Raw genomic sequence first — 23153 nt, 5'->3', positions numbered from 1 at the left:
GCGGGACGGGCGTACGGAGCAGCGGTTCGCGCGTTGTGTTAGTAAGAGGAGCAGCACGTCACGGAAGGCACGGGCGTGACTGCGGGAGAGGGGTGGGATGGGAGGGAGGAGCACGTTGATCCGTCTGACGCGGGGCGCTACGGGTTTCCGGGGGCCGCACGAGGCTCCTCTGCCGCGCACCGAGGCGGCGCTGTTCCGGGCGGCTTGTTTCACCGCGGCCATGGAGGCCCGGGGACGGGCCGGCGAGGTGGTTCCCGGCGAGGTGCAGACGTTCCGCCGGGCGACGCTCAGCGACGGGTACGGCCGTGTGTTCACTGCCCTGGGCCACGTCCATCTGCCCCTGGTCGCCTTCACGACGGACGCGGTCCGCGAGGGCGAGCCGGTGCCGGGATTCGCGGACCCGCCGCTGTGGGCGCAGGTCTTCGAGACGGCGGGGCTGCGGGTGATGGGGGTCAAGGAGCTGATGACGCCCTTGGAGGAGTGCGATGTCTCGGAGCTGTCGCCGGCCGAGCTCACGGAGATCCGCTACTGGAAGCCCGCGTGCCTGGGCGATGTCCTGTTCAACTGGTGGGACTGACCCCTGGTGGGGCTGCCCCTGGGGGCTACTCCTGGTGGGGCTGACCCCGGGCCGGGCCCGGTCCCGGTGACCCGGCCGCCGGAGGCGCGGTGTACGGTCGGGTGTCGTCCGCGAGGACGGCAGCCCGGGCCGGAGCGCGAGAAGAACCAGCGCGAGAAGAACAGAGGTGGCGTCACGATGAGTCCCCGCCGGAGTGCTGCCCCCGGCGAGCCGACCTTCACGGAGCGGGCGCGCCGGCAGCAGATCGTCGAGAGCACGATCGACCTGATCTCCACGCGGGGGTACCCGGCGGCGTCGCTGTCGGCGATCGCGGAGGCGGCCGGCATCTCCAAGGCCGCGGTCCTCTACCACTTCTCGTCGAAGGACAACCTCACGCGCACGGTGCTGACGCAGGTGCTGGAGGAGTTCACCGCGTACGTCGCCGAGCGCGTGGAGCGGGAGGCGGACCCGCTGGACGCGCTCGTCGCCTACGTCCGGGCGATGGTCGGCTACCAGCAGGCCAACCGGCGCCATGTGCGCGTGATCATCGAGATGCTCCTGGACGACGAGGGCGGCACACGGCTGAAGACGCCGGGCCGGCACCAGACCGGCGGCCGCCTGCAGGGCCTGATGGAGCTGCTGGCGGCGGGGCAGGCGGCGGGCCGGCTGCGCGCGTTCGACACGCGGGTGACGGCCCTCGCGATCGGTGGTGCGATCGACGGGGTGGTCTCCCACTGGCTCGCCGACCCGGAGCTGGATCTCGGCGCCGCGGCCGACGAGCTGGTGACGTTCACGCTGAACGCGGTGCGGGCCCGGGACTGAAGCCCGTACGTCCGGGGCCGTTCCTAGGCCCTCGCGAAGGCGGGCGCGCGCTCGGGGCGTATCCCGAGCCCGCCGATGTACGCGGTGGCGGCGCGCAGGGGGCGGGCCCGGCGCAGGATCCGCAGGGGCAGGGGCATGGTGCCCGCGGTCAGGGTGCCGTCGAGGGCGCTGCGGATCAGCTTGTGCTCGCCCTGCTGGGACTGCTGCACGAGGGCCGTGGGGAGCGTGCGGCGCTTCTGCACGCGTTCGAGGTCGTGGCCGCAGACGGTGCCCTCGCGCAGCGGCCGGGCGAGGATGCGGGCGGCCGCGACGGCGTCCTGGATCGCGAGGTTGACGCCGACGCCGCCGACGGGCGACATGGTGTGGGCGGCGTCGCCGATGCAGAGCACGCCGTTGCCGTACCAGCGCGGGAGCCGCCCCATGCTCACGTCGAGCAGCTTCACGTCGTCCCAGGAGCCGATGCCGGCGGTCACGGCGGCGTCCCAGCCGAAGAAGGCGCCGAGCCGGTCGCGGAACCACTGGATGTCGTGGGAGCGCAGTTCGGCGTCGCGGCCCTTGCCGATGAGGTAGGAGGTCTGGAAGTAGGTGCCGCGGTCCATGGTGACGGCGGCCTGGCCGTCGCCGAAGCGGGCGAAGACGCGGCCGTCCTTGAGGCCGCCGCGGGGCGCGTCCACGCGGACCTGCCAGACGTCCATGGGGACGTCGAACTCCTCCGGGACCAGGCCCGCTTCCCCGCGGACGACGGAGCGGCGGCCGTCGCAGCCGACGGTGAGGTCGGCGGCGATCTCGCCGGGGGTGCCGTCCTCGGCGGTGTAGCGGACGCCGGTGACGCGGCCGCCGTCCCGGCGCAGGCCGGTGACCTCGGTGCACATGCGCAGGGTGAAGGAGGGCTCGGCTTCGGCGGCGCTCGCCAGCAGGTCGAGGAAGTCCCACTGGGGGACCATGGCGATGTACTTGTGGCGGCCGGGGATGCGGCTGAAGTCGGCCGCGACGACGGTGGTGCCGGCGATCTCCATGCGCATCTCCTCCAGCTTGGGGAAGGGGAGCTGCGCGAACCGTTCCCCGAGGCCGAGCTCGTCGAGCAGGCGCAGGGTGGAGGGGTGGACGGTGTCGCCGCGGAAGTCACGGAGGAAGTCGCGGTGCTTCTCCAGCACGGTGACCCGGATCCCGGCCCTGGCCAGCAGCAGCCCCAGCATCATCCCCGCGGGGCCTCCGCCCACCACGCAGCATGTCGTGCGCTCCATGTGTCCTGCCTCTCGTCGAGCATGACTCTAACCGATCGGTCAGTAATCTAACCGATCGGTCAGCCGCTGTCTCGCGAGAGCCGGAAATGCCGTCAGGAACGGCGCCGCCCCGCTCTCTTCACGCCGTCAGCGCCGCACGATCCCCCTCATCCGCACCGGCCGCCGCAGCCGCCGCCAGCTTCTCCATGGGCAGGCCCAGCACGGAGGCCAGCGCCGCGATCGTGAAGAAGGCGGGGGTGGGCGCGCGGCCGGTCTCGATCTTGCGGAGCGTCTCCACGGACAGGCCCGCGGCGGCGGCGATCTCCACCATGCTCCGCTCGCCGCGCGCCTCGCGGAGCAGGGCGCCGAGCTTCTCGCCGCGCCGCCGCTCCCAGGGGGTCAAGGGGGTCCTCACCATGGGGCGGATTCTAGACCGTGATACTAATACCGGTATAAGAATTGGTGACGAGCCAGGGGAGTTCCGGAACCATGGTGGAGATCAAGACCGACGGCGAGCTGGACGCCATGCGCGAGGCGGGCCGGGTGGTGGCCAACGCGCTGGCCGCCGTCCGTGACGCGGCGAAGACCGGCGTGACGCTGCGGGAGCTGGACGAGGCGGCCCACGCCGTCATCAAGGACGCCGGGGCGAGCTCCCCCTTCCTGGGTTACAAGCCCGACTTCGCCCCCACGCCGTTCCCGGGGGTGATCTGCGCGTCCGTCAACGACGTCATCGTGCACGGCATCCCGAGCGACTACGCGCTGCGCGACGGCGACCTGGTCAGCATCGACTGCGGCGCCAAGCTCGACGGCTGGACGGGCGACGCCGCCATCAGCTTCGTCGTCGGCACGGCGCGCCCGGCCGACACCGCCCTGATCGACGCCACCCAGCGGGCGCTGGACGCGGCCATCGCCGCGGCCCTCCCCGGCAACCGCCTCGGGGACATCTCACACGCCGTCGGCACCGTCGCGCGGTCCGGCGGCTACGGCATGCCCGCGGACTTCGGCGGCCACGGCATCGGCCGGGAGATGCACGAGGACCCGCACGTGCCCAACCGGGGCCGTCCACGCCGGGGCATGACGCTGCGGCACGGCCTGGTGCTCGCGCTGGAGCCGATGCTGATGGCGGGCGGCAGCAACGCCTACCGCACGGACGCCGACGGGTGGACGATACGCACCGCCGACCGCAGCCGCGCCGCGCACATCGAGCACACGGTCGCCGTCACCAAGGACGGCCCGCGGATTCTGACGCTGCCGTAGGACACGTCCCGGACGGCCGCAGCCCGGCTCAGGCGGAGAACTGCCGCATGAGCCGTACGCCCTGGGCCGCCGTCATGTGCGGCAGGTACGCCTTGCCGATCGCGCGGGTGATGGCGGGCAGGGCGGCCGGGTCGGGGTAAGCCATGTACATGGGGTGGTACTGCGGCTGGAACTTGGACTTGAAGGCCAGCAGCGACCGGAAGCCGTAGACCGGTTCGAGGACCTTGCCCCCGTAGTCGAGGATCCGCTGCAGGGCCGCCGGGGGCTCCTCGGTGGCCTTGCGGGCGAGCGGGGCACCCGAGAGGCTGAGGAAGCGGGCGCCCTCCTCCTGGAAGCCGAGCGCGGCGGAGGCGATGAGGAACTCCATGGAGCCGCGGAAGCCGGCGGCCCGGCGCCGCATGAAGTCCAGCGTCCAGCCGGCCGGCCGGCCCGCTTCGTACACCGGCATCCAGCTGGTGATCCCGTGCACGGTGCGGTCGCCGTCCACGGCGATGAGGCAGCGCACGGCCGGGTCGTCGAGCTCCTCCAGGCCGCCCAGGGTGAAGCCCATCTCCGGCAGGCCCTTGTCGGCGACCCACTCCTCGGAGATGGAGCGGATCTGGTCGGTGAGGGCGACCGGCGCCTCGGGGTAGGACCACCACTCGGCGGTGATGCCCTCCTTCTTGGCCTTGTTGAGCGCGGTGCGGACGTCCTGCCACTTCTTGCCCGTGAAGGCGAGGCCGGGCAGGGGGACAACGGTGTCCTCGGCGACCTGCACCGAGCGCCAGCCGAGCGCCTCCGCCGCGGCGCGGGCCTCCTCCCCCACGCTGTAGAAGCACGGCGTCCAGCCGCGCTCGTCGCAGTGGCGCGCGAAGCCGCCCACGGCGGCCGCCCGCGCGTCGGGCGCGCCGAACGGCTCGCCCGTGGTCAGGGCCACGGTGGCGATCACGCGGTAGGCCACGGCGGAGCGGCCGGCCGCGTCGAACCAGTAGTAGTTGCCGTCCCAGGTCGTCAGGAACGACAGCGTCGAGCCGCCGTGTGCGGTGAGGAGCTCGCGGGCGCGCACGGCGGCGTCGGCGTCGGTGTGCAGGCGCGGGCGGCGGAAGGTGACGAGCAGCGCTACGAGGGTGACGAGCCAGAAGACGAGCCCGCAGTAGTGGAAGAGGGCCTGGGCCGTGCCGCCGACCGGGACCGGCCAGTCGGTGAAGGTGGCGAGCAGGGTGGGCGGCAGGAACTCCGAGGCCAGCCCGGAGAAGAGCACCCGGGGCGTGGCCGCCGGGTCGTACTGGTCGCGTGCGGCGTAGCCGATGCCCACGTACGCGGCGCAGGCCAGTACGAGGGAGCCGCCGACGACGGCCGCGAGGCCGCGGGTCGCCGGGCGCGGCAGCCGCAGGCCGAAGCGGGCGCGGGTGACGATCAGGAGGACCACGATGAGGACGGGCAGCAGCATCTGTTCCGCGAAGGCCTGGGCGTACGTCGAGCGGTCCGCGGGCTCGGCCCAGCCGGCGGGGTGGCTGAGGAAGTCGTGCAGCCACCAGGAGAACAGGGCGATCCAGGCGAGGTGGACCAGCACCGCCAGGCTCCAGGCGAGCCGCAGCCCGCGGCGCAGCCCTTCCGCGAGGACGAGCATCAGCGCGGGGACGAGGACGGCCATGACGGCGGCGGGCGAGTCGTAGAAGTTCCGCAGGGCGTGTACGAAGTGGCAGTCCTCGGCGGAGGCGGCGCAGGCGTCGGCGACCTCCTGCCCGGTGGGCTGGACGGAGACGTAGAGCTGGAAGGAGTTGAGGGGCCCGTAGGCGTCGCGGTAGAGGATCGCGACCATGGGGCCGAGGGCGGCGGCGGCCACGACGAGCGCGACGAGGACGCGGGCCTCGGTGTGGGAGGAGTGCCGCAGGCGCAGCGGCCCGGCCCTGCGGTACAGGACCGCGCCCAGGAGGAGGCCGACGGCGGCGCCGCCGAGGCGCAGGACGCCCTGGAGGTGGCCGACGTAGAGGGACATGACGAGGGCGAAGGCGACGATGCCGAGGCGGGTGCGGCGCCGCCACAGGGCGGTGAGCCGGTAGCTGAGGACGCCGCCGACGGCGAGGGCGCCGACGGTCGGGGAGACGGCGAGGTAGCCGGCGAGCTCTTCCAGCCACCACTCCCCCGCGACGTTGCCGAGCTGGACGATGCCGGTGCCCAGCAGCGTGCCGAGGATCTGGCCGCCGATGAGGACGGCCGCGGTGCGGGCGACGCCCAGGCGCCGCTCGGCGGGGGTGACGAGGAGCAGGATGATGGCGGTGGCGCCGAGGTAGCCGCCGAGCCCGGGGCACCACAGCAGGGAGCTGACGGGGGTCCACCAGCGGCCTTCGGCGAGGGCGGGGACGCCGACGCCGACGTGTTCCATGCGGTGCCGGCTCGGGCCGCTGCCGAGGCTGCCGGTGACGGCTCCGACGATCCACAGCACGGCGAGGAATCCGAGGGTGAAGGGGGCGTGCCGGACGGGGGCGAGCAGCCGGTCGAGGGTGACGCGCCAGGGGTGGGTGCTGTCGCCGGGGGTGGGCGTGGGCGGTGGGGCGGTGGTCTCGCTCATCGGACGGGCCCTGCCTCACGGACGTCGCTCATCGGGTCAGCCCCGTCTCACGGGAGATCCATGGCAGTTGCTTCTCCAGGCCGGGCCGCCAGACCTGCCAGCTGTGGCCCCCGGGGAGCAGGACCCACTCGGCCCGCATCCCGGCCTTGACGGCCGCGTCGTAGACCTTGCGCTGCTGGGGTCCGTAGGTGCTGTCGCTGCTGCCGGCGACGAAGGCGGCCTTGGTGCCGGGGAAGCGCTGCCGGGCCATCACGTCGAGGGGGTTGACGGCGGTGAAGGCGGCGGCGTCGCCGCCGAAGGCTTTGTCGACGGTCTTCTGCCGGCTGCCGAGGGTGGGTGCCTCCTGGCCGGAGATGTCGTTGACGACGCCGTAGACCTGGGGGGCGTTGACGCCGAGCTGGATCGAGCAGGTGCCGCCGAAGGAGATGCCGGAGATGACCCAGGAGGTGCGGGCGGGGGCGACCTGGAGGTGGGAGCGGATCCAGTCGGGGACGTCGGTGGCGAGGTAGGTCTGGACGTTGCCGAGGCGGGAGTCGAGGCAGAGGGTGTTGGCGAACTGGGAGCCGAGCGGGTCCACGACGACGACCACGGGCGCGAGGCCGCGGTGCTCGCCCGCGAAGGCGTTCATCATGTCGACGAGGCGCCCGGAGTTGATCCAGTCGTCGGGCGATCCCGGCTGCCCGGCCATGAGGACGACGACCGGCAGGAGCGGGCGCGGCGTGGCCCGGTAGGCGGGCGGCAGGTAGACGTAGGCGCTGCGGGCGTGGAAGCCGGATCTGACGCCGGGGACGGACGACTTGGAGAGGGTGCCGTGCTCGGCCATGCCGGCGGGCGGGCGCCAGACGTCGGCGACGGTCTTGCCGGCGGGGACGCGCAGGACGGGTTCGGTGCTCCCGGTGGCCTCGGTGATGCTCGTGGTCTTGGTGAGCCAGGAGTTGAGGGCGCTGCGGGCGGTGGGGTACTGGTCGAAGTGCCGGTTGATCTCGGAGGCCCCGAGGAGGACGACGAGGAGGCCGGCGAGGACGGCGCCGGCCCAGTGCCGCGGACGGAGCAGCGGGATGCGGAAGGCGGCGAGGCACACGCCGAGGACGGCGATCCCGGCCCAGACCACCACGCCGGTGGGCAGGGGGTCGGGGAAGGGCTGCCACCAGTCGTCGACGGCGGTGCGCAGGAGCCAGGTCGCGGCGGCGGCGAGCAGGACGGCCGCCGGGGCCCACCGGGTCCACCAGGTGCGGCGGCGGGAGAAGAGGAGCGCCGCGAGGGCGCACAGTCCCACGGCCAGGAGGGCGACCGGAATCCATCCGCTCACCAGGGACCAGTCCAGCGGGCCTGCGGAGATCTGCATCCATCGCACCTCCCTGAAAATGCTACATATCTCCATAAATGCAGCAACTCAGAAAGGTGCGTCGCGGCTCTTGCCAGTGACCCGGCCCGGTGGGAGATTCTCGGATGGCCCGTCGGCCGGTTCCGCACGCGTTTCCCGAAAAGGAGATGCCTCGTGCCCACAGCGCCGGAAGTGAGCGGCAGACCGAGCGCACTCGAGCTGCCCCAGGCCCCCGACGGATTCCGGAAGGTCATGAAGGCGCTGCGCGCCAGGCCTCCGCTGCGCAGCGCCCGGCTGCCCGCGGAGCCGCCCTGGCGGAGCCGGTTCGTCGCGCCCCTCGCGGACGTGCCGCGGGTGTCGCTGCGGGAGTTCGGATATCGCGGCGGCGAACTCCTGCGGGCGGAGGAACACGTCGACGACACGGCCGTCGCGGGGCCGTGGCGCCTCCTGACGGACGAGGGGCTGGAGCGGCTGACCGCGGTGTGCGAGCAGCTCGAAGCGGCGGCGCAGGACGCGGGGTTCACCGCGACGCGGCGGCTGCGCGCCGCCGACCTCCTCTCGCCGTTCATCGCCAACATGATCCGCGACCGTGAATTCCTCCTCACCTGTTCGCGGCTGGTCGGCATTCCGTTGATTCCCCATCCGCTGCGGCTGCCCACGGCTCAGATCAATTACGGCGAGGGCGGGGGCCGGCAGGGCGGCGTCCGCTGGCACCGCGACGGCATGGACTACGTCTTCACGATTCAGCTCAGCGGCTACGACGACTACGACGGCGGCCGCTTCACGTACTTCCTGGGGCGTACCGACGAATTCCCCGGGCCTGTGCCGGAGGATTCCCGATTCCGCGAGGCGGATCTCGGCGAGCGCGGCGCGACGCTGTTCCTCCACGGCAGCCGGATCTTCCATGCGGTCACGCCCGTGACGAAGGGCCACCGGGTGACGCTGGTGATCTCGCTGTTCTGCCCGTATTTCGCCCGCCAGGATTCGAATACGTTCTGGCATCTCGCGGCCGACGACGGCATTGCCGCCACCGTGCCCTGCTGGCTGCGCTTGAAGTGGCCCGTACGGAATCCGGCCGTGGACTTCGGCCTGCGGTCCGCGAGCCCGGTCATCACCTGGGACGACCTGCGCTGACCTCCGCCGCTCCGCGGCCCCCTCCCCCGCGCTCCCGCGGCCCTGCCGAGCCCGCGCGCGCCTGCGGCAGGGCGCGCGCACGGGCACGCGCAGCGGCCGGGAGGCGCGTTCCCGTCCTCCGGCGCGCTCCCTCGCGCACGCGCCCGGCCGCAGTGCCGCGGCCCGGGAAGGGCGCCGGGCGGGACTGGAAAAGAGCGGGCCACAGATCATCGTGCGCTCCAGGTCCGTTCCCGGCCCGGTCCGTAACGGCCGGTGAGGTCCTGGCAATTGATCCATGCCATGCACATGCATATCCGTAAGAGGCTCCGGCGACGGCGTTTTCCGCATATTCCCTGGTGGCGCCGGAAGCCCGCACTCCCCGGACCGCCCGCCGCACCGTTCTCGAACAGGAATCCATACCGTTCATGCGCTAATACCAGCGGCCCCGATCAAGTAATACGCTCCGAAAAAAGTGGCCGGAACAAATATCCCCCGGCCCATCCCGGCCATGATTCGCTGACCGCGTATGCACGCATACCGCCAGACCACGGCGAGGAGAGACTGATGGCCGAAGTCAAGAAGATGATCACTCCGACACCCACGGCGTCGTCCCGCCCTTGCGGGTTCGTCTCGCCCGACAAGGGCAACGCCCCGACGATCACGCCGGTGCCGAAGGCGGAGTCGGTCTGTACGGACGTCTCCGAGACGAAGGAAACGGTCACCCCTGCGTAGCAGTCCCGGCGCACCGGTACCGACGGGCCCGCCGCGCTCCACGCCAGCGGCGGGCCCGTTCCACGGGCGCGCTCCCCCGGCCGGCGTCCCGGCCCCGTTCGGTCCGCACCAGATCCAGGAGGAAGTCCACCGATGTCGGCTCCGGTTTACCAGTCCTCCCGCTACGTCCGTACGATGCGCACCGCCGGGGACCGCGACTTCTCGCGGTTCGGCGGCCGGCTCGACGCCTACGACGGCACCGAGCGCACGGTGGCCTTCCACTCCCTCTTCGGCAACGCCCGCCTGGTGGACCGCGACACGGTCGCGCTGCTGCGCGAGGCCGCCGGCGGCATCCCGCTGGACGAGCTGCGCGCCCGGGCGGGCAGCGAGACCGTGGACAGCCTCATCGAGGCGCAGTACCTGGTGGAGGCCGGCCACGACGAGGCGGCGCAGATCGACGAACTCCTCGCCGCCCGCGGCGAGGCGCTCAGCAGCGGCGTCTTCCACTCCTCGATCCAGCTCGTGCTGACCAACGCCTGCAACTTCTCCTGTCAGGGCTGTTTCGCCTACAACTTCGACGGCGGCGTCGAGGAGCGCAACACCTCCGGGGAGTCCGTCAAGCCCGGCCCGGTCCTCGTCCAGCTGCGCACGGCGCGCGGCGACAGCGGGCCGACGCTCGCCCGCGGCGACTGGAACGAGGGCACCGACGGCGCCCGCAACCCCTCGATGCACATGTCCCCGCAGGTCGCGGAGAAGACGCTGCGGGAGGCGGTGGCGCTACGGAAGGCCAACGGCGGCGGCGAGCTCACCGTGTCCTTCTTCGGCGGCGAGCCGACGCTCGCCCGCAACACGATCCTGCACATCCTGCGCACCTTCGGGCACTTCCACGACGGCGTCTCACTGTCGTACGACATGACGAGCAACGGCTCGCGCATCGACGACGAACTCCTCAAGGCGCTCGCCGAGTACCGGGTCGCCACCACCGTCTCGATCGACTACCTCGTCCCCGAGACCGGGGAGTTCCGCGGCGGGCAGCAGCAGCGCACGCCGTGGCCCGTGGTCCGCAAGGCCATCCTCGACATGAAGGCCGCGGGCGTGCCCGTCAGCATCACCACGGTCCTGTCGCAGTACACCTGGGACAAGTGGGGAACCCCCCTGATCGACTTCGTCGCCGAGGCCGGCCTGGACTCCCTGGACGTGATCGTCTCCTTCCAGGCCCGCGAGTTCTTCGAACAGCACAGCCCGCACGACGTGGCGCAGAAGCTGCTGGCCGCCGTCGACTACGGGCGCGAGCGCGGGGTGCAGCTCAGCGGCTACTGGTACCAGACGTTCCAGATGATCGCCGACGAGGCGAAGTGGGCGGCCCAGGCGGACTACAAGACGTGCCCGGCCGTGGGCCGGCAGCTGTCCATCGAGCCCAACGGCAGCGTGTTCGCCTGCAAGGCGACGGCCCGCAAGCTCGGCACCATCGACGACTGGCGGGGCGTGTTCAACTCCTCGGCCTACCGCGACTACGGCATGCGCGCCTACACCAACGGCCCCGGCTGCCAGGGCTGCGAGCTGCAGGGCACCTGCTCGGGCGGGTCCGCGGGCGCGCTGGAGGAGGAGAACGGGTCGATCCAGGTGATGTCGCCGGGCTACTGCGCGTACATGCGCGAGGTCGTGCAAGGGCTGCTGGAGCGCCACCACGCCCAGGTCCGCACGGGCGTCTGAAGGGGCCCGGCAATGCCGACGATCGGTCTGAACTTCGGGCACGACGGGGGCGCGGCCCTGGCCCAGCCGACGGGCGTCCACGTCATCGAGGGCGAGCGCCAGGTGGGGCTGCGCCACGTGTGCGGCGGCAACGCCGGGTTCGCGGCGTCGGTCGGCGGCTGGGTGAACCGGCTGCACGCGCTGGCGCGCGGCCCGGTCACCGCGGTCGCCGTCGCCGACTGGTACACGCCGGCCTGCCGGATCCTGCCCGGCGGCCTCGTGGAGCTCGTCTCCGAGGACATCACCTGGGGCCGCCCGGGCGACGCGCTGGCCACCTCCGTGCTGCGCCCGGTCAAGGCCGTGGACTGGCCGCTCGCCGGCGGCCCGGCCGGCCCGCTGCCCGTGATCGCCGTGCGCCACCACTACGCGCACGCAGCCCTGGCCTACTACACCTCCGGGGCGGACAAGGCGATCGCCCTCGCCCTGGACGGGACGGGCAACTACGCCGAGTGCGGCATGGTGTGCCTGGGCGACGGCACGTCGCTGACCCCTGTCCTGTCGTTCAGCAACCGCACGGGGCCGCGCTTCGGGCTGGTCTACGAGGCGCTGGCCCGCCGGGTGCACGGCGGGCAGTTCGACACCGGCAAGCTGCTGGGCCTGGCCGCCACCGGCACCGTCGACGCCGGCCTCCTGCCCGTGCTGCGCACGATGCTCGCCGGGGAGCGGGCCCGGCGCACCGCGCCCGACCTGCTCGCGCCCCTCCGCGGCGACGCCCCCGCCGGCAGCGCCCTGCGCTACGAGGACACCTGGTACCCGTACGACGAGGACGCCGGCGGCTATCTGGACGGGCTGCTGGCCGACGCCACCGACGACGACGTGGTGCACTCCTACGGCGGGGTGTTCCCCGACGAGATCCGCACGCCGCGCGGGGACCGGTTCCTCGTCGGACACGACCCCGGCGACCCCGTCTGCCGGAACCTGGCCGCGACGCTCCAGGCGGCCGTGGAGGAGGACCTCACCCATTTGGTCGCCGGGCTGCACGCCCGCTGGCCCGGCCACCCGGTGCTCTGCTACGCCGGGGGCTGCGCCCTGAACATCACGGCGAACACCCGGATCGCGGAGAGCGGGTTGTTCTCCCGGGTGCACATCCCCACCTGCTGCGACGACTCCGGGATCGCGCTCGGCGCTGCGCTGGCCGTGGCCGCGGCGGAGGACCGTCCGGTGCCCGGCAGCAGCCCCGGCACGGACCTGGCCTACGGCGGCCCGCTGCTCACGGCGCGCGGCCCGGCGCGCACCGGGCACACCCGTACGACCCTCGCGAGCGACGCCGCCCTGGCCGAGCACGTGGCCGGCATGCTCGCCGGGCGCAAGTGCGTGGCCTGGCTGGGCGGCGGGATGGAGACCGGGCCGCGCGCCCTGGGGCACCGGTCGCTGCTCGTCTCGCCGCACTGGTCCGGCGCCCGGCGCCACGTCTCGCAGACCATCAAACAGCGCGAGTGGTTCCGGCCGGTGGCGCCGCTGTGCCCGGCGGAGGCGGCCGGCACGTACTTCGCCGGCCCGCTCGACCACACGGACACCATGCTGTTCGCCGTACGCGTCCGCGAGGAGCACGCCGAGCGGCTCGCCGAGGTGCGGCACATCGACGGCACGGCACGGCTGCAGACCCTGCACGCCGACCGGCACCCGCTGCTGCACCGCCTGTGCCACGCGGTGGCCCGCCGCACCGGACTGCCCATCCTCATCAACACCAGCGCCAACGGCGGCGGCCGGCCCATCCTCAACGACCTCGGGGACGCCCTGGAGCTGCTGGACACCACGGCTCTGGACGCGGTCGTCCTGGCCGACGAGCGGACCGTCATCACCTGACCAGGAACCCGGACCAGGAACAAGGAGCACCGACCATGGCGAGGACCCAGCTCAGGGACATCCGCAAGAAGCTGCCGCTGCGCGTGCTGTCCCCCGAGGACTGGGAGCACTGGACCACCCGCGGGTACGTCGTCGTCCGGCAGGCCGTCCCCGCGGACAACGTCGAACGGCTGACGCGGGCGCTCTGGGAGTTCGAGGACATGGCGCCCGGCGACCCCGCGACCTGGTACGCGGAGCGCGCCGACAACCAGCGGCTGCCGGGCCACAGCGGGCTCGTGGAGATCTACAACCACCAGGCCATGTGGGACAACCGGCAGACGCAGCGCGTGTACGACGCGTTCGTCGACATCTGGGACACCACCGGCCTGTGGGTCGTGATCGACTTCGCCAACGTCAACCCGCCGAACCGCGGCAACCGCGCGTTCGAGGGGTTCGTCCACTGGGACGTCGACACCTCCCGGCGGCCGCTGCCCATCAGCTGCCAGGGGGTGCTCTCGCTCAGCGAGGGCAACAAGGAGATCGGCGGCTTCCAGTGCGTGCCGGGCATCTTCGAGAAGCTGGACGCCTGGCTGGAGGAACAGCCCCCCGACCGCGACCCGATGACGCCCGACATCACCGGCTACCCGGTCGAGACGCTGCGCGTCGACCCCGGCGACCTGATCATCTTCAACAGCCTGCTGCCGCACGGGGTGCGCCCGAACCGCTCCGCGGACCGGGTGCGTATGGCACAGTACATCTCCATGGCGCCCGCCCTGGAGGACGACGCCGCGCTCCGGGACAGCCGCGTACGGTTCTGGCGGGACCGCATCCCGCCGCACGAGCACGAGCACCACGGAAGCCCTCGCAAGAAGGAGCGCGAGCTGTACGGGCGCGCCGAGCTCACCCCGCTGGGCGAGCGGCTTCTGGGGCTCACGAGTTGGTCGTGACCGGGCCGGGCGGCGGGGCGGCGGGGCGCGGCCGGACGCGGAGTGAAGTCCCTTGACCGAGACCGGTGCACCCGCCCGCACGCCCGTGCTGGGCAGCCGTTTCCGCTGGCTGTGGTCGTCGTCCGTGGCGTCCAACGCCGGGGACGGCGTCACCCGCACCCTGCTGCCGCTGCTGGTGGTCGCGAGCCACCCGCAGCCGCTGGTGGTGGCGGGGCTCACGGCGGTGAACATGCTGCCGTGGCTGCTGTTCGCGCTGCCCGCGGGCGTGCTGGCGGACCGTCACGACCGGCGGCGGATCCTGCTGTTCAGCAATCTCACGCGGGCGGCCGCGCTGCTGGCGGCCGTCGGGGCGTTCGCCGCCGGCACGTCGCTGGCCGTGCTGTTCGTGCTCTCGTTCGTCCTCGGCATCGCCGAGACGCTGGCGGAGACCGCGGCGCCCGCGATGCTGCCCGACATCGTGGCCTCCGAGCACCTGGAGCACGCCAATGGCCGGCTCTTCGCGCCGCAGGTCATCCTCAACGAGATGGCGGGCCCGCCGCTGGCCGGCCTCCTGGTCGGCGTCGGCGCGACGCTGGCGCTGGCGACCGGCGGCGCGCTGTACGGGCTCGCCGCGGTGCTCCTGCTGGGGCTGGCCGGCGTCAAGGCGGCGCCGCGCACCGCTCCCCCGCCCGGCACGTCCGCGGCCCGCTCCATGTGGCAGGACCTGCGCACGGGCGTCTCCTTCGTCCTCACCCGCACGGCGCTCACCCGCACGCTGGCGGCCAGCGCGCTCTACGGCCTGGTGTACTCGGCGACGTTCTCGATGCTGGTGCTGCTGGCCTACCGCACCTTGCACCTGCACGCCACCGGCTACGGCCTGCTGCTGACCGTCGGCTCCGTCGGCTCCGTCGCCGGGACGTGGCTCGCGCCGCGGCTCTCCCGGCGGCTGCCCACGCTCGTCATGGCGCAGTGGTCGCTGATCCTCTCGGGCGCGGCCTACGTGGGCCTGGGCCTGGCGGGCCACGTCGTGGCCGCCGGCGCCGCGATCTTCTGCAACGGCGTCTTCATGATGAGCTGGAACATCCCCGTGCTGTCCCTGCGCCAGCGGTTCGCGCCGCCGGAGCTGCAGGGCCGCGTGATGAGCGTGTCACGCCTGTGCTCGTGGGGAACGATGCCGATCGGGGCGGCCCTCGGCGGCCTGCTCGCCCGCACCACGTCCGTCACCACCGTCTTCGTCTCGTCCGGGGCCGTCCTGATCCTGGGATCCGTCGCCCTGCTCGCACCGCTGCGCCAGGACGTGCTCACCGGCGAACAGCCGGAGCCCTCCCGCGTGCCGCGGCAGCACACCGACACCGAAAGAGGAGAGCATGACCGCGGAACTGTATGACACCGTGATCGTCGGCGGCGGCCCGGCGGGCCTGGGCGCGGCGCTGTACCTGGGCCGTTCGCGCCGGCGCGTCGCGCTCGTCGACTCGGGCGACGCCCGGAACATGGCCGCGGGCGTCATGCACAACATGCTCACCAACGACGGGGTGACCATCGCGGACTTCCGCGCCCGCGCCCGCGCCGAGATCGCCCGCTACGGCGTGGAGTTCGTGGACGACGAGGTGATCTCCGTGGCCCCCGAGGGCGACCGCCTGGTGACCGTGGCCAAGGAGTCCGGGGCGTACACGAGCCGGACGGTGGTGTACGCGGCGGGCGTGCGCTCGAAGCTGCCGGACGTGCCGGGGCTGGCCGCGCTGTGGGGCAAGGGCGTGTTCGAGTGCCCGTACTGCCACGCCTACGAGGTGCGGGACGGGCGCTTCGGCGTCTACGGCGGCGCGGTGCCCGGCGAGTGCCTCGCCGCGACCCTGACCGCGTGGACGTCCTCGCTCACCTACCTCTCGGACCGGCGGGAGCTGCCCGGGGAGGAGCGGGCGTTCCTGGCCGCCTCCGGGGTCGCCACCGTCCCGGACAAGATCACCAGTGTGTCGGCGCACCCCGACGGGGTCGCCGTCGACCTGGCGGACGGGCGCTCGCTCACCTTCACGGCCCTCTTCCTACACATGGACACCGAGCCGCGCGTCGAGCCGCTGCGGCCCTGGCTCCAGGCCGCCGACCTCACGGAGGTCCAGACCGACGAGCGCGGCCGCACCTCGCTCCCCCGCCTGTACGTGGCCGGTGACCTGGGCAAGAACATGCAGCAGGCGACCATGGCCGCGGCCAGCGGGGGGCTCGCCGCCATGGCCGTCAACGCCGACCTGATCCGCGAGGACCGGCCCGGCGCGCTCTACGACCTGCCGCCCGCCGCCCACTGACCCGCCACCACCGGCCGGCCCGGATCCCCGAGGAGAGCCCTGCCCCATGAAGTCCCCGCGCGCCGAACTCGTCCCCCACATGGAGCACTACACCTTCGTCCTGGAGGACCAGCCGTACATCGGCTTCTTCCAGTACGGCAACGAGCGCACGCCGGTGTACTCCACCGACTCGTGCGGCTTCCGGGTCACGCACACCACGGACGGCACGGCGACGGTCGCCGACGGCCGCCCGCCGGGGCCCGTCCGGCTGCTGGCCGGCAGCTCCGCCGTGTTCGGCGTGGGGGCGAGCGGGGACCACGCCACGATCGCCTCGCGCCTGGGCAGCCGGCACGCGCCCGGGCGTCCCTGGCTCACCTTCGCGGGACAGAGCCTGAACTCGGCGCAGGAGCTGATGCTGCTGACGCTCTTTCAGCACCTGCTGCCCGAGGTGGCGGAGATCGTCCTGTTCTCCGGCGTCAACAACCTCGTGCTCAGCCGGCTGCCGAAGGCGCAGCACGGCCGGCACGGCGCCTTCTTCGAGTGCGGTCCCGCGCCCGACGCTTCCACGGTGCCGGCCCCGGCCGAGCGCATCGCGCACGCCACGGCACTGACGGTGCGGCACCTCGGCGGGTGGCGGCTGCTGGCCCGGGCGCTCGGGGCGCGGCTGACGTTCGTCCTGCAGCCGCTCGCGCCCTGGGTGCGGGAGGAGCCGGCGCCCCAGGAGAAGGCGCTGTTCGACGAGCTGGACGACGTCTCCAACTGGCGCCGGCTGCACAACGACATCGCCTCGATGGAGGTCGGGCGCGCCTACGCGGCCGCCCTGCGCGAGGGCTGTGCGGCGCTGGGCGTGCCGTTCGTCGACATGAACGCGGAGCTCGGCGCGGCGACCGGGCCCGGGGACTGGCTGTTCGTGGACCGGGTGCACTGCGTCGACGCCGGGTACGACGCCGTCGCCCGGGTCCTCGCCGGCCGCCTCGGCACCGCCTGACACCGGAAAGGGGGAGGCTCGCATGGCACTGCTCCGCAGAGCCCTGGCGCGGCTGCTGCGCCTGCGCCCGCGCCGCAAGCGGGCGCTGAAGCCGCAGCCGGCCGACGACGCGTCCATCTATCCCATGTTCTGATCCGGGGGCGCCGCGTGACGCAGCTGGTTCTGGGTTTGTCGGCCTTCTACCACGACAGTGCGGCCGCGCTGGTCGCCGGCGGCGTGCCGGTCGCGGCCGCGCAGGAGGAGCGGTTCAGCCGGAGACGGCACGACCCGTCGTTTCCACGCGGGGCGGTCGGCTACTGCCTGCGGGAGGCGGGCGCGGAGCTCGGTGACGTGTCCGCGGTCGCCTACTACGAGGATCCCGCACTGAAGTTCCGGCGGGTGCTCGCGACGTACGCGGGGGCCGCGCCGCACGGCCTCACGTCCTTCGTCGAGGGGCTGCCGGCCTGGCTCGGCTGGAAGCGGTCCGCCACGCGGGCCGTGCGCGAGCACCTGGCCGGGCCCGCGGGGCGGGCGGCGGTTCCGCAGGTGGTGGCGCGGCGCCATCATGAGTCCCACGCGGCGTCCGCGTTCTTCGCGAGCCCCTACCCGTCGGCCGCCGTGCTGTGCGTCGACGGCGTCGGCGAGTGGGCGACGACCACGCTGTGGCAGGGCGCGGGGACGCGGCTGCGGTACCTCGCCGAGCTGCGGTTCCCGCACTCGCTGGGGCTGCTGTACTCGGCGTTCACGTACTTCTGCGGCTTCAAGGTCGACTCGGGCGAGTACAAGCTGATGGGCCTCGCCCCGTACGGGACGCCCCGCTTCGCGCCGCTGATCAGGGAGCGGCTGATCGACGTCAAGCCGGACGGCTCGTTCCGGCTCGACCTGCGCTGGTTCGAGTTCCTGCGGGGCCGGGTGATGACCGGCGCGGGCTTCGAACAGCTCTTCGGCGGGCCACGGCGGCAACCCGAAGGACCCCTGACCGAGCGGGAGTTCGATCTGGCGGCGTCGGTGCAGCAGGTGACCGAGGAGGTGATGGTCAGGCTGGCGCGCACCGCGCGACGGCTGACCGGGGAGCCCCGGCTGTGCCTCGCCGGCGGCGTCGCCCTCAACTGCGTCGCGAACGGCAGGCTTCTGGAGGACGCGGGCCTGACCGAGCTGTGGGTGCAGCCCGCGGCCGGGGACGCCGGGGGCGCCCTCGGGGCGGCGCTGGCCGAGGCGTACGAGCGGGGCGCGCCGCGGGCCCACCCCGCCGCCGGGCACGACGCGATGGCGGGCGCGCTGCTGGGGCCGGAGTTCTCGGACGACGAGATCGGCGCGTACCTCGACGCGCACGGGATCCCTTACGAGCGCCCGGGATTCGAGGGCGTGGCGCGGCGGGTGGCCGCCGCGCTGGCGGACGGGGCGATCGTGGGCTGGTTCCAGGGCCGGATGGAGTTCGGGCCGCGGGCGCTCGGGTCGCGGTCCATCCTCGCCGACCCGCGCGACCCCGGCATGCAGTCGGCGCTCAACCTGCGGACGAAGTTCCGCGAGTCGTTCCGGCCGTTCGCGCCCGCGGTGCTCGCCGAGGACGCGAAGGACTGGTTCGACCTGCGCCAGGAGAGCCCGTACATGCTGATCGTCGGCAAGGTCGCGGAGGCGCAGCGGCTCGCCGCGGACGTCCCCGGCGGGGTGAGCGGGCTCGACCTGCTGCACGTGCCCCGCTCGACGGTCCCGGCCGTCACCCACGTCGACGGCTCGGCGCGGGTGCAGACCGTCGACGGGCGGCATCCGCGGCTGCGGCGGCTGCTGCTCGCGTTCAAGGAGCGCACCGGGTGCCCGGTGCTGGTGAACACGTCGTTCAACGTCCGCGGCGAGCCGATCGTGAACACGCCGGGCGAGGCGTACGCGTGCTTCATGCGGACCAACATCGATCTGCTGGCGCTGGGCGGCTTCCTGCTGCGCAAGCAGGGGCAGCCGCCGTGGCAGGAGGAGCGGGACTGGCGTGCCGGGATCCCGATGGACTGACTGCCGGGGAAGGAGGTGTGACGCCGTGCGGACGTTGCTGCTGACGGCGGTGTACTACCTGGCCGTCACCCCGTGGGGGTGGTGCCGGCGCAGGGTGCGCGATCCGCTGGCGCGGCGCCGGCTGCCGCGGGCGGAGACGTACTGGCACTTCGCGCCCGGTGGCGGGGCCGGGGAGCGCTGAGTCCGCGGTTGCGGGCGGGGCGGGTATGGCTGATGGTGGACAGCAATCATGACGCACGCCACCGGCCCGGACGGTCAGCCCCAGGCGCCGCGCCTGCCGCCGCGCGCGCGGGGGCTCGTCGTGACGGCGTACGTCCTGCTGGTCACGGCCGTGGCGATAGACCTCTCGCAGGATCCGCAGTGGACGGTGTCCCCCGTCCTGGCCACCGCACCGGTGCTCGCCAGCATCGGCACGCGGCGACCCCGGGTCCCACTGCTCGTCGGCCTGGGCGCGCTCGCCCTCGTCGCCCCGCTGGCGCTCGCCGACGACGAGGTGCCCCTGCTGGTCCACCTGACGTCCGCGTTCACCGTGCTGGCGATCACGTCCGTCAGCACCGCGAACGTGGTGCTCGTCGCCACGCGCGAGCGCGAGCTGCTGGAGTCGCGGTCCGTGGCGGAGGCCGCCCAGCACACGCTGCTGCGGCCGCCGCCCGAACGGCTGGGCGGGCTGCGGGTCGCCGTGCGCTACCTGGCGGCCGCGGCGGAGGCGCGGGTCGGCGGCGACCTGTACGAGACACTCCTCACGCCCTTCGGGACGCGGCTGCTGATGGGCGACGTGCGGGGCAAGGGGCTCGCCGCGATCGACACGGCGGCGGCCGTGCTGGGCACGTTCCGGGAGGCCGCGCAGGTCGAGCCCTCGCTCGCGGCGGTCGCGGGGCGGCTCGACGCGGCGATGGGACGGCGGCAGCCGGGCGAGGAGTTCGTGACGGCGGCCCTCGTGCAGGTCACCGGGCCGGGCCGGGCCGAACTGGTGAACTGCGGCCACCTGCCGCCCCTGCGGTGCCGGCCCGGGCGGGCGGGCGGCATGGACGTGGACGAGGTGCCCACGCCCGAACCCCAGCCGCCGCTGGCGCTCCTCGGCATGGCGGGCGGCGCCTACCGGGGCCGGCCCTTCGCGTTCGAGCGGGGCGACCTCCTGCTGCTGTACACCGACGGGGTGACGGAGGCGCGGGACGCGGCGGGCCGCTTCTACCCTTTGGCGGAGCGCCTCGCCACCATGCCGGACGCGCCCCCGGCCGCGCTCCTCGACCGCATCGTCGCCGACCTCCTCGCGTACGCGGGCGGAGAACTCTCGGACGACGCGGCGCTGCTCGCCGTCCGGCGGGAGCACTGACGTACGGGGTGATGCGGTTCCGGCACCGCCGGGCACGTTGTCGGCGGCTGAGCGCCGCCGCGGCGGTTTCAAGGGCGCGAGCGCCCTTGACCTCGGTGAGCGGGCCTCCGGCCGGGCCGGCCCGTTCCCTCCGCCGCGGCGGCGCTCAGCCACCGACGACGCAACCGGCGGTGCCGAGCCCGCCCCGGGCCGACGCAGGCACGTCGGGGCAGCGGCGCCGTATCAGCGCAACGATGCCATCTGCCTCTTGGCGGTTCCGCCTGCGGTGCATAGCGTCAATGGCATGCAGACGATCACCTTGGGTGGCGTGGACGTCACCCGCATCGTGGAGTGGCACTCCCCCGTCGCCCCCACCCCCGCGATCTTCCCCTCCAGCACCCCGCGCATGTGGAAGGAGAACGAGTCGTGGCTCGCGCCGGACTTCTGGCGTCCGGCGACCGACCAGCTGGTGTGCAACGTGCAGACGTGGGTGCTGCGCAGCGAGGGCCGTACCGTGCTCGTGGACACGGGGCTGGGCAACGACAAGGACCGGCCGCACATGCCGGAGTGGTCGCACTTGAGCACCGGCTACCTGGAGCGGCTCGCCGCCGCGGGGGTCCGCCCGGAGGACGTGGACGTCGTCGTCAACACCCACCTGCACTCGGACCACGTCGGCTGGAACACCCGCTTGCAGGACGGTGCGTGGGTGCCGACGTTCCCGAACGCGACGTACCTCGTCGCGAAGGCCGACTTCGCGTACTGGGACCCGGCAGGGCCGCACACGCCGCGCGGGGTCCTCGGGGACCTGAGCCTGGCCGAGGGCGTCGACACGGTGTTCGAGGACAGCGTCCTGCCGGTGCACCGGGAGGGGCGGATGGTGCTGTGGGAGGGGGACACGTACCGCATCGACGCGGACCTGACGCTGGAGGCCGCTCCCGGGCACACGCCGGGCTCGGCCGTCGTGCGGCTGGAGTCGGGCGCTGACCGCGCCCTGTTCATCGGCGACCTGGTGCACAGCCCGCTGCAGATAGCCGAGCCGGACTGCGACACGTGCCTGAGCGAGGACCAGGCGCAGGCGACCCGTTCGCGGCGGCGGATCCTGGAGGAGGCCGCCGACACCCGCGCCCTGGTGTTCCCGGCGCACTTCCCGGGCCACGGGGCCGCCGAAGTGCGCAGAGAGGGCTCCAAGTTCGCCCTGCAGCGCTGGGCGGCGTTCGACCGCACGGAGGACGGGGACCCGGGCCCGGGCTGACCGGGGCCCCGGTACGCCGACGGGCCGGCCCCCGGAAGGAGCCGGCCCGTCGGGTCCGGGACCGTGCGCGCTAGCGGATCGCGAAGGGCAGTTCCTGGTGGTGGAAGGACAGGTCGCCGTTGCCGACCGTCACCCCGGCGTCCGCCCGCGGCACGTCGCGGGGGGCCGACCCGGCGACGGCGATCCGCAGCCGGTAGGAGGCGGTGGCGCCGGGCGCGAGCGGCCCCTTGACGACGGGCAGGAGCGCGGCGCTCATGCCGGGGTCGCAGCCGCCGGCGACGAGCGGAACGCGCTCCCAGCCGTGGCCGGGCCGGTACTGCTGCAGGACGAGGTCCTTGGGGGCCAGGGCGTGGCTCTTGCCGGCGCCGTAGGCGAAGTAGGAGGCGTACAGGGCGGGGTAGGGCCGGTCGGTGGTGTTCTTGACCGTGACCGTGAAGGGTGCGCTGGGCGCGCCGCCGCGGCTGAGCCGGTCACCGCTGCGCCAGCCGGTGACCGAGACGTCGGGCCGGGTGGTGGTGGCGGTGCGGGCGGGAGCGCGGTACGTGCGGCCCTTGCCGTCGTCGACGGAGGCGGTGACGGTGAGGGTGCCCGGCCGGTCGAGGTCCTGGATGCGCAGCGCCACGCTGTGCGGGTGGGCCGCGCTCGCGTCGGCCGTGACCGGGAAGGTGAAGACGCCGTGGGTGTCCGAGCCCGTGGAGCGGCTCTTGAGGTCCGTCCACTTGTGCGTCTTGGGCACGTAGCGCTGGACGGTGAGGGAGTCGGTGCCGAAGCCGCGGCTGCGGACGTCGAGCCGGACGGTGCCCTTGGTGACGGGCGTGCGGAGCGTGACGCCGGAGCGCGACCACATACCGATGGGGAGCTGGGACGGCAGGCTGTAGGAGATCTTCTCCGCGGCGGTGCCGGTCGCGGCGGCCGGCGGTTCGGCCGTGGCGGCGCGGGCGGCGGCGGCCGCGGCGGCGGACGGCTGTTTCGCCTCCTGTTCACTGCCGCAGCCGACGGCGCCGGCTCGCGCGCCGCCGTCGGCCGGTATGGCGGCGGCCGTTCCGGCCGTCCCCGCGACGAGGACCAGGCCGGCCGCGAGGGCGGCCACCGATCCCATGGCGCCCCGCACCGCCGACAACCGCCGCTGCGCGACTCTTCGTGACATGTACCGCCCCCTGCATCCGGGTTCGTACGCACACTCGTGCGTCTCCGACGTACGAGATTGTCTTCCGTAGCTGATGGTTCCCTGTGACACCGGAAATACCACGGAATCTCGTAGGTGTGCCGCGCATGGGTCCGGCGGGAGGCCCCGGTTGCCGCAGGACCGCATGCGGCGGCGT

20 protein-coding genes are annotated in these 23153 nt (G+C 73.4%); 15 read left to right on the top strand and 5 right to left on the bottom strand.

Annotation, left to right across the window (positions count from 1 at the left end; genetic code table 11):
• The first annotated feature begins 115 nt into the window (after nt 1-115).
• Together B7P34_RS15785 and B7P34_RS15780 are read left to right on the top strand one after the other, a co-directional pair.
• Entirely contained in the window at nt 116-577 is a 462-nt protein-coding gene (locus B7P34_RS15785) for a hypothetical protein (RefSeq protein ID WP_146166829.1), read from the top strand.
• Nucleotides 578-754: 177 nt separating this feature from the next.
• Nucleotides 755-1378, top strand: coding sequence for a TetR/AcrR family transcriptional regulator (locus B7P34_RS15780; RefSeq protein WP_106676991.1), 624 nt, complete (start codon nt 755-757; stop codon nt 1376-1378).
• A 23-nt stretch (nt 1379-1401) separates the two neighbouring features.
• Here the strand turns inward: B7P34_RS15780 and B7P34_RS15775 are convergent, their stop codons facing one another.
• Entirely contained in the window at nt 1402-2622 is a 1221-nt protein-coding gene (locus tag B7P34_RS15775; protein ID WP_106676989.1) for an FAD-dependent oxidoreductase, read from the bottom strand.
• A gap of 118 nt (nt 2623-2740) precedes the next feature.
• Nucleotides 2741-3019, bottom strand: a complete 279-nt coding sequence (locus B7P34_RS15770) for a helix-turn-helix domain-containing protein (RefSeq protein WP_106676987.1) — start codon at nt 3017-3019, stop codon at nt 2741-2743.
• Between the two features lie 71 nt (nt 3020-3090).
• Here B7P34_RS15770 and map point away from each other — a divergent pair, with 71 nt between their 5' ends.
• A complete protein-coding gene (gene map / locus B7P34_RS15765; RefSeq protein ID WP_106676985.1) occupies nt 3091-3858 on the top strand; it encodes a type I methionyl aminopeptidase in 768 nt (255 codons plus the stop codon).
• Nucleotides 3859-3886: 28 nt separating this feature from the next.
• Here map and B7P34_RS15760 read toward each other — a convergent pair whose 3' ends face one another.
• Nucleotides 3887-6409 (bottom strand): bifunctional lysylphosphatidylglycerol flippase/synthetase MprF, encoded by a 2523-nt coding sequence (locus B7P34_RS15760; protein WP_106676984.1) that lies wholly within the window; start codon nt 6407-6409, stop codon nt 3887-3889.
• A gap of 28 nt (nt 6410-6437) precedes the next feature.
• Nucleotides 6438-7754 (bottom strand): alpha/beta hydrolase, encoded by a 1317-nt coding sequence (locus B7P34_RS15755; RefSeq protein ID WP_106676983.1) that lies wholly within the window; start codon nt 7752-7754, stop codon nt 6438-6440.
• A 153-nt stretch (nt 7755-7907) separates the two neighbouring features.
• Between B7P34_RS15755 and B7P34_RS15750 the strand changes: the two genes are divergently transcribed.
• The 12 genes from B7P34_RS15750 (at nt 7908) to B7P34_RS15705 (ending at nt 21831) form a co-directional block, all read left to right on the top strand.
• The gene (locus B7P34_RS15750) at nt 7908-8867 is read left to right on the top strand and encodes a 2OG-Fe(II) oxygenase (protein WP_146166828.1); all 960 of its coding nucleotides are present in this window, start codon (nt 7908-7910) and stop codon (nt 8865-8867) included.
• Nucleotides 8868-9410: 543 nt separating this feature from the next.
• Nucleotides 9411-9578 carry a hypothetical protein gene (locus B7P34_RS37495; protein WP_189382812.1) on the top strand — a complete coding sequence of 56 codons (168 nt, stop codon included), beginning with the start codon at nt 9411-9413 and terminating at the stop codon, nt 9576-9578.
• A gap of 132 nt (nt 9579-9710) precedes the next feature.
• Nucleotides 9711-11270, top strand: a complete 1560-nt coding sequence (locus B7P34_RS15745) for a radical SAM/SPASM domain-containing protein (RefSeq protein ID WP_106676981.1) — start codon at nt 9711-9713, stop codon at nt 11268-11270.
• A 12-nt stretch (nt 11271-11282) separates the two neighbouring features.
• The gene (locus B7P34_RS15740) at nt 11283-13115 is read left to right on the top strand and encodes a carbamoyltransferase C-terminal domain-containing protein (protein ID WP_106676979.1); all 1833 of its coding nucleotides are present in this window, start codon (nt 11283-11285) and stop codon (nt 13113-13115) included.
• A 35-nt stretch (nt 13116-13150) separates the two neighbouring features.
• Entirely contained in the window at nt 13151-14041 is an 891-nt protein-coding gene (locus B7P34_RS15735) for a phytanoyl-CoA dioxygenase family protein (protein ID WP_106676977.1), read from the top strand.
• A gap of 52 nt (nt 14042-14093) precedes the next feature.
• Nucleotides 14094-15407 carry an MFS transporter gene (locus B7P34_RS15730; RefSeq protein ID WP_106676975.1) on the top strand — a complete coding sequence of 438 codons (1314 nt, stop codon included), beginning with the start codon at nt 14094-14096 and terminating at the stop codon, nt 15405-15407.
• The gene (locus B7P34_RS15725) at nt 15388-16317 is read left to right on the top strand and encodes an NAD(P)/FAD-dependent oxidoreductase (RefSeq protein ID WP_106676973.1); all 930 of its coding nucleotides are present in this window, start codon (nt 15388-15390) and stop codon (nt 16315-16317) included. The genes B7P34_RS15730 and B7P34_RS15725 overlap by 20 nt, the downstream gene beginning before the upstream one ends.
• A gap of 46 nt (nt 16318-16363) precedes the next feature.
• Nucleotides 16364-17284 (top strand): SGNH/GDSL hydrolase family protein, encoded by a 921-nt coding sequence (locus B7P34_RS15720; RefSeq protein ID WP_106676970.1) that lies wholly within the window; start codon nt 16364-16366, stop codon nt 17282-17284.
• Nucleotides 17285-17431: 147 nt separating this feature from the next.
• On the top strand, nt 17432-19267 hold the full coding sequence (locus tag B7P34_RS15715; protein ID WP_106676968.1) for a carbamoyltransferase family protein: 1836 nt from the start codon (nt 17432-17434) through the stop codon (nt 19265-19267).
• A gap of 25 nt (nt 19268-19292) precedes the next feature.
• Nucleotides 19293-19448, top strand: coding sequence for a hypothetical protein (locus B7P34_RS37490; protein ID WP_189382810.1), 156 nt, complete (start codon nt 19293-19295; stop codon nt 19446-19448).
• Nucleotides 19449-19496: 48 nt separating this feature from the next.
• Nucleotides 19497-20600 (top strand): PP2C family protein-serine/threonine phosphatase, encoded by a 1104-nt coding sequence (locus B7P34_RS15710; RefSeq protein WP_106676966.1) that lies wholly within the window; start codon nt 19497-19499, stop codon nt 20598-20600.
• 283 nt (nt 20601-20883) lie between these two features.
• On the top strand, nt 20884-21831 hold the full coding sequence (locus B7P34_RS15705) for an MBL fold metallo-hydrolase (protein WP_106676964.1): 948 nt from the start codon (nt 20884-20886) through the stop codon (nt 21829-21831).
• Between the two features lie 70 nt (nt 21832-21901).
• Here the strand turns inward: B7P34_RS15705 and B7P34_RS15700 are convergent, their stop codons facing one another.
• Complete coding sequence (locus B7P34_RS15700) at nt 21902-22978, bottom strand: hypothetical protein (protein WP_223267893.1); 1077 nt, start codon at nt 22976-22978, stop codon at nt 21902-21904.
• Between the last annotated feature and the right edge of the window lie 175 nt (nt 22979-23153).

The organism is Streptosporangium nondiastaticum, from assembly GCF_003011965.1.
Taxonomy (GTDB): Bacteria; Actinomycetota; Actinomycetes; order Streptomycetales; family Streptomycetaceae; genus Streptomyces; species Streptomyces nondiastaticus.
The sequence above is the reverse complement of the archived record's forward strand: the minus strand, read 5'-3'. Positions and strand labels throughout refer to the sequence as shown.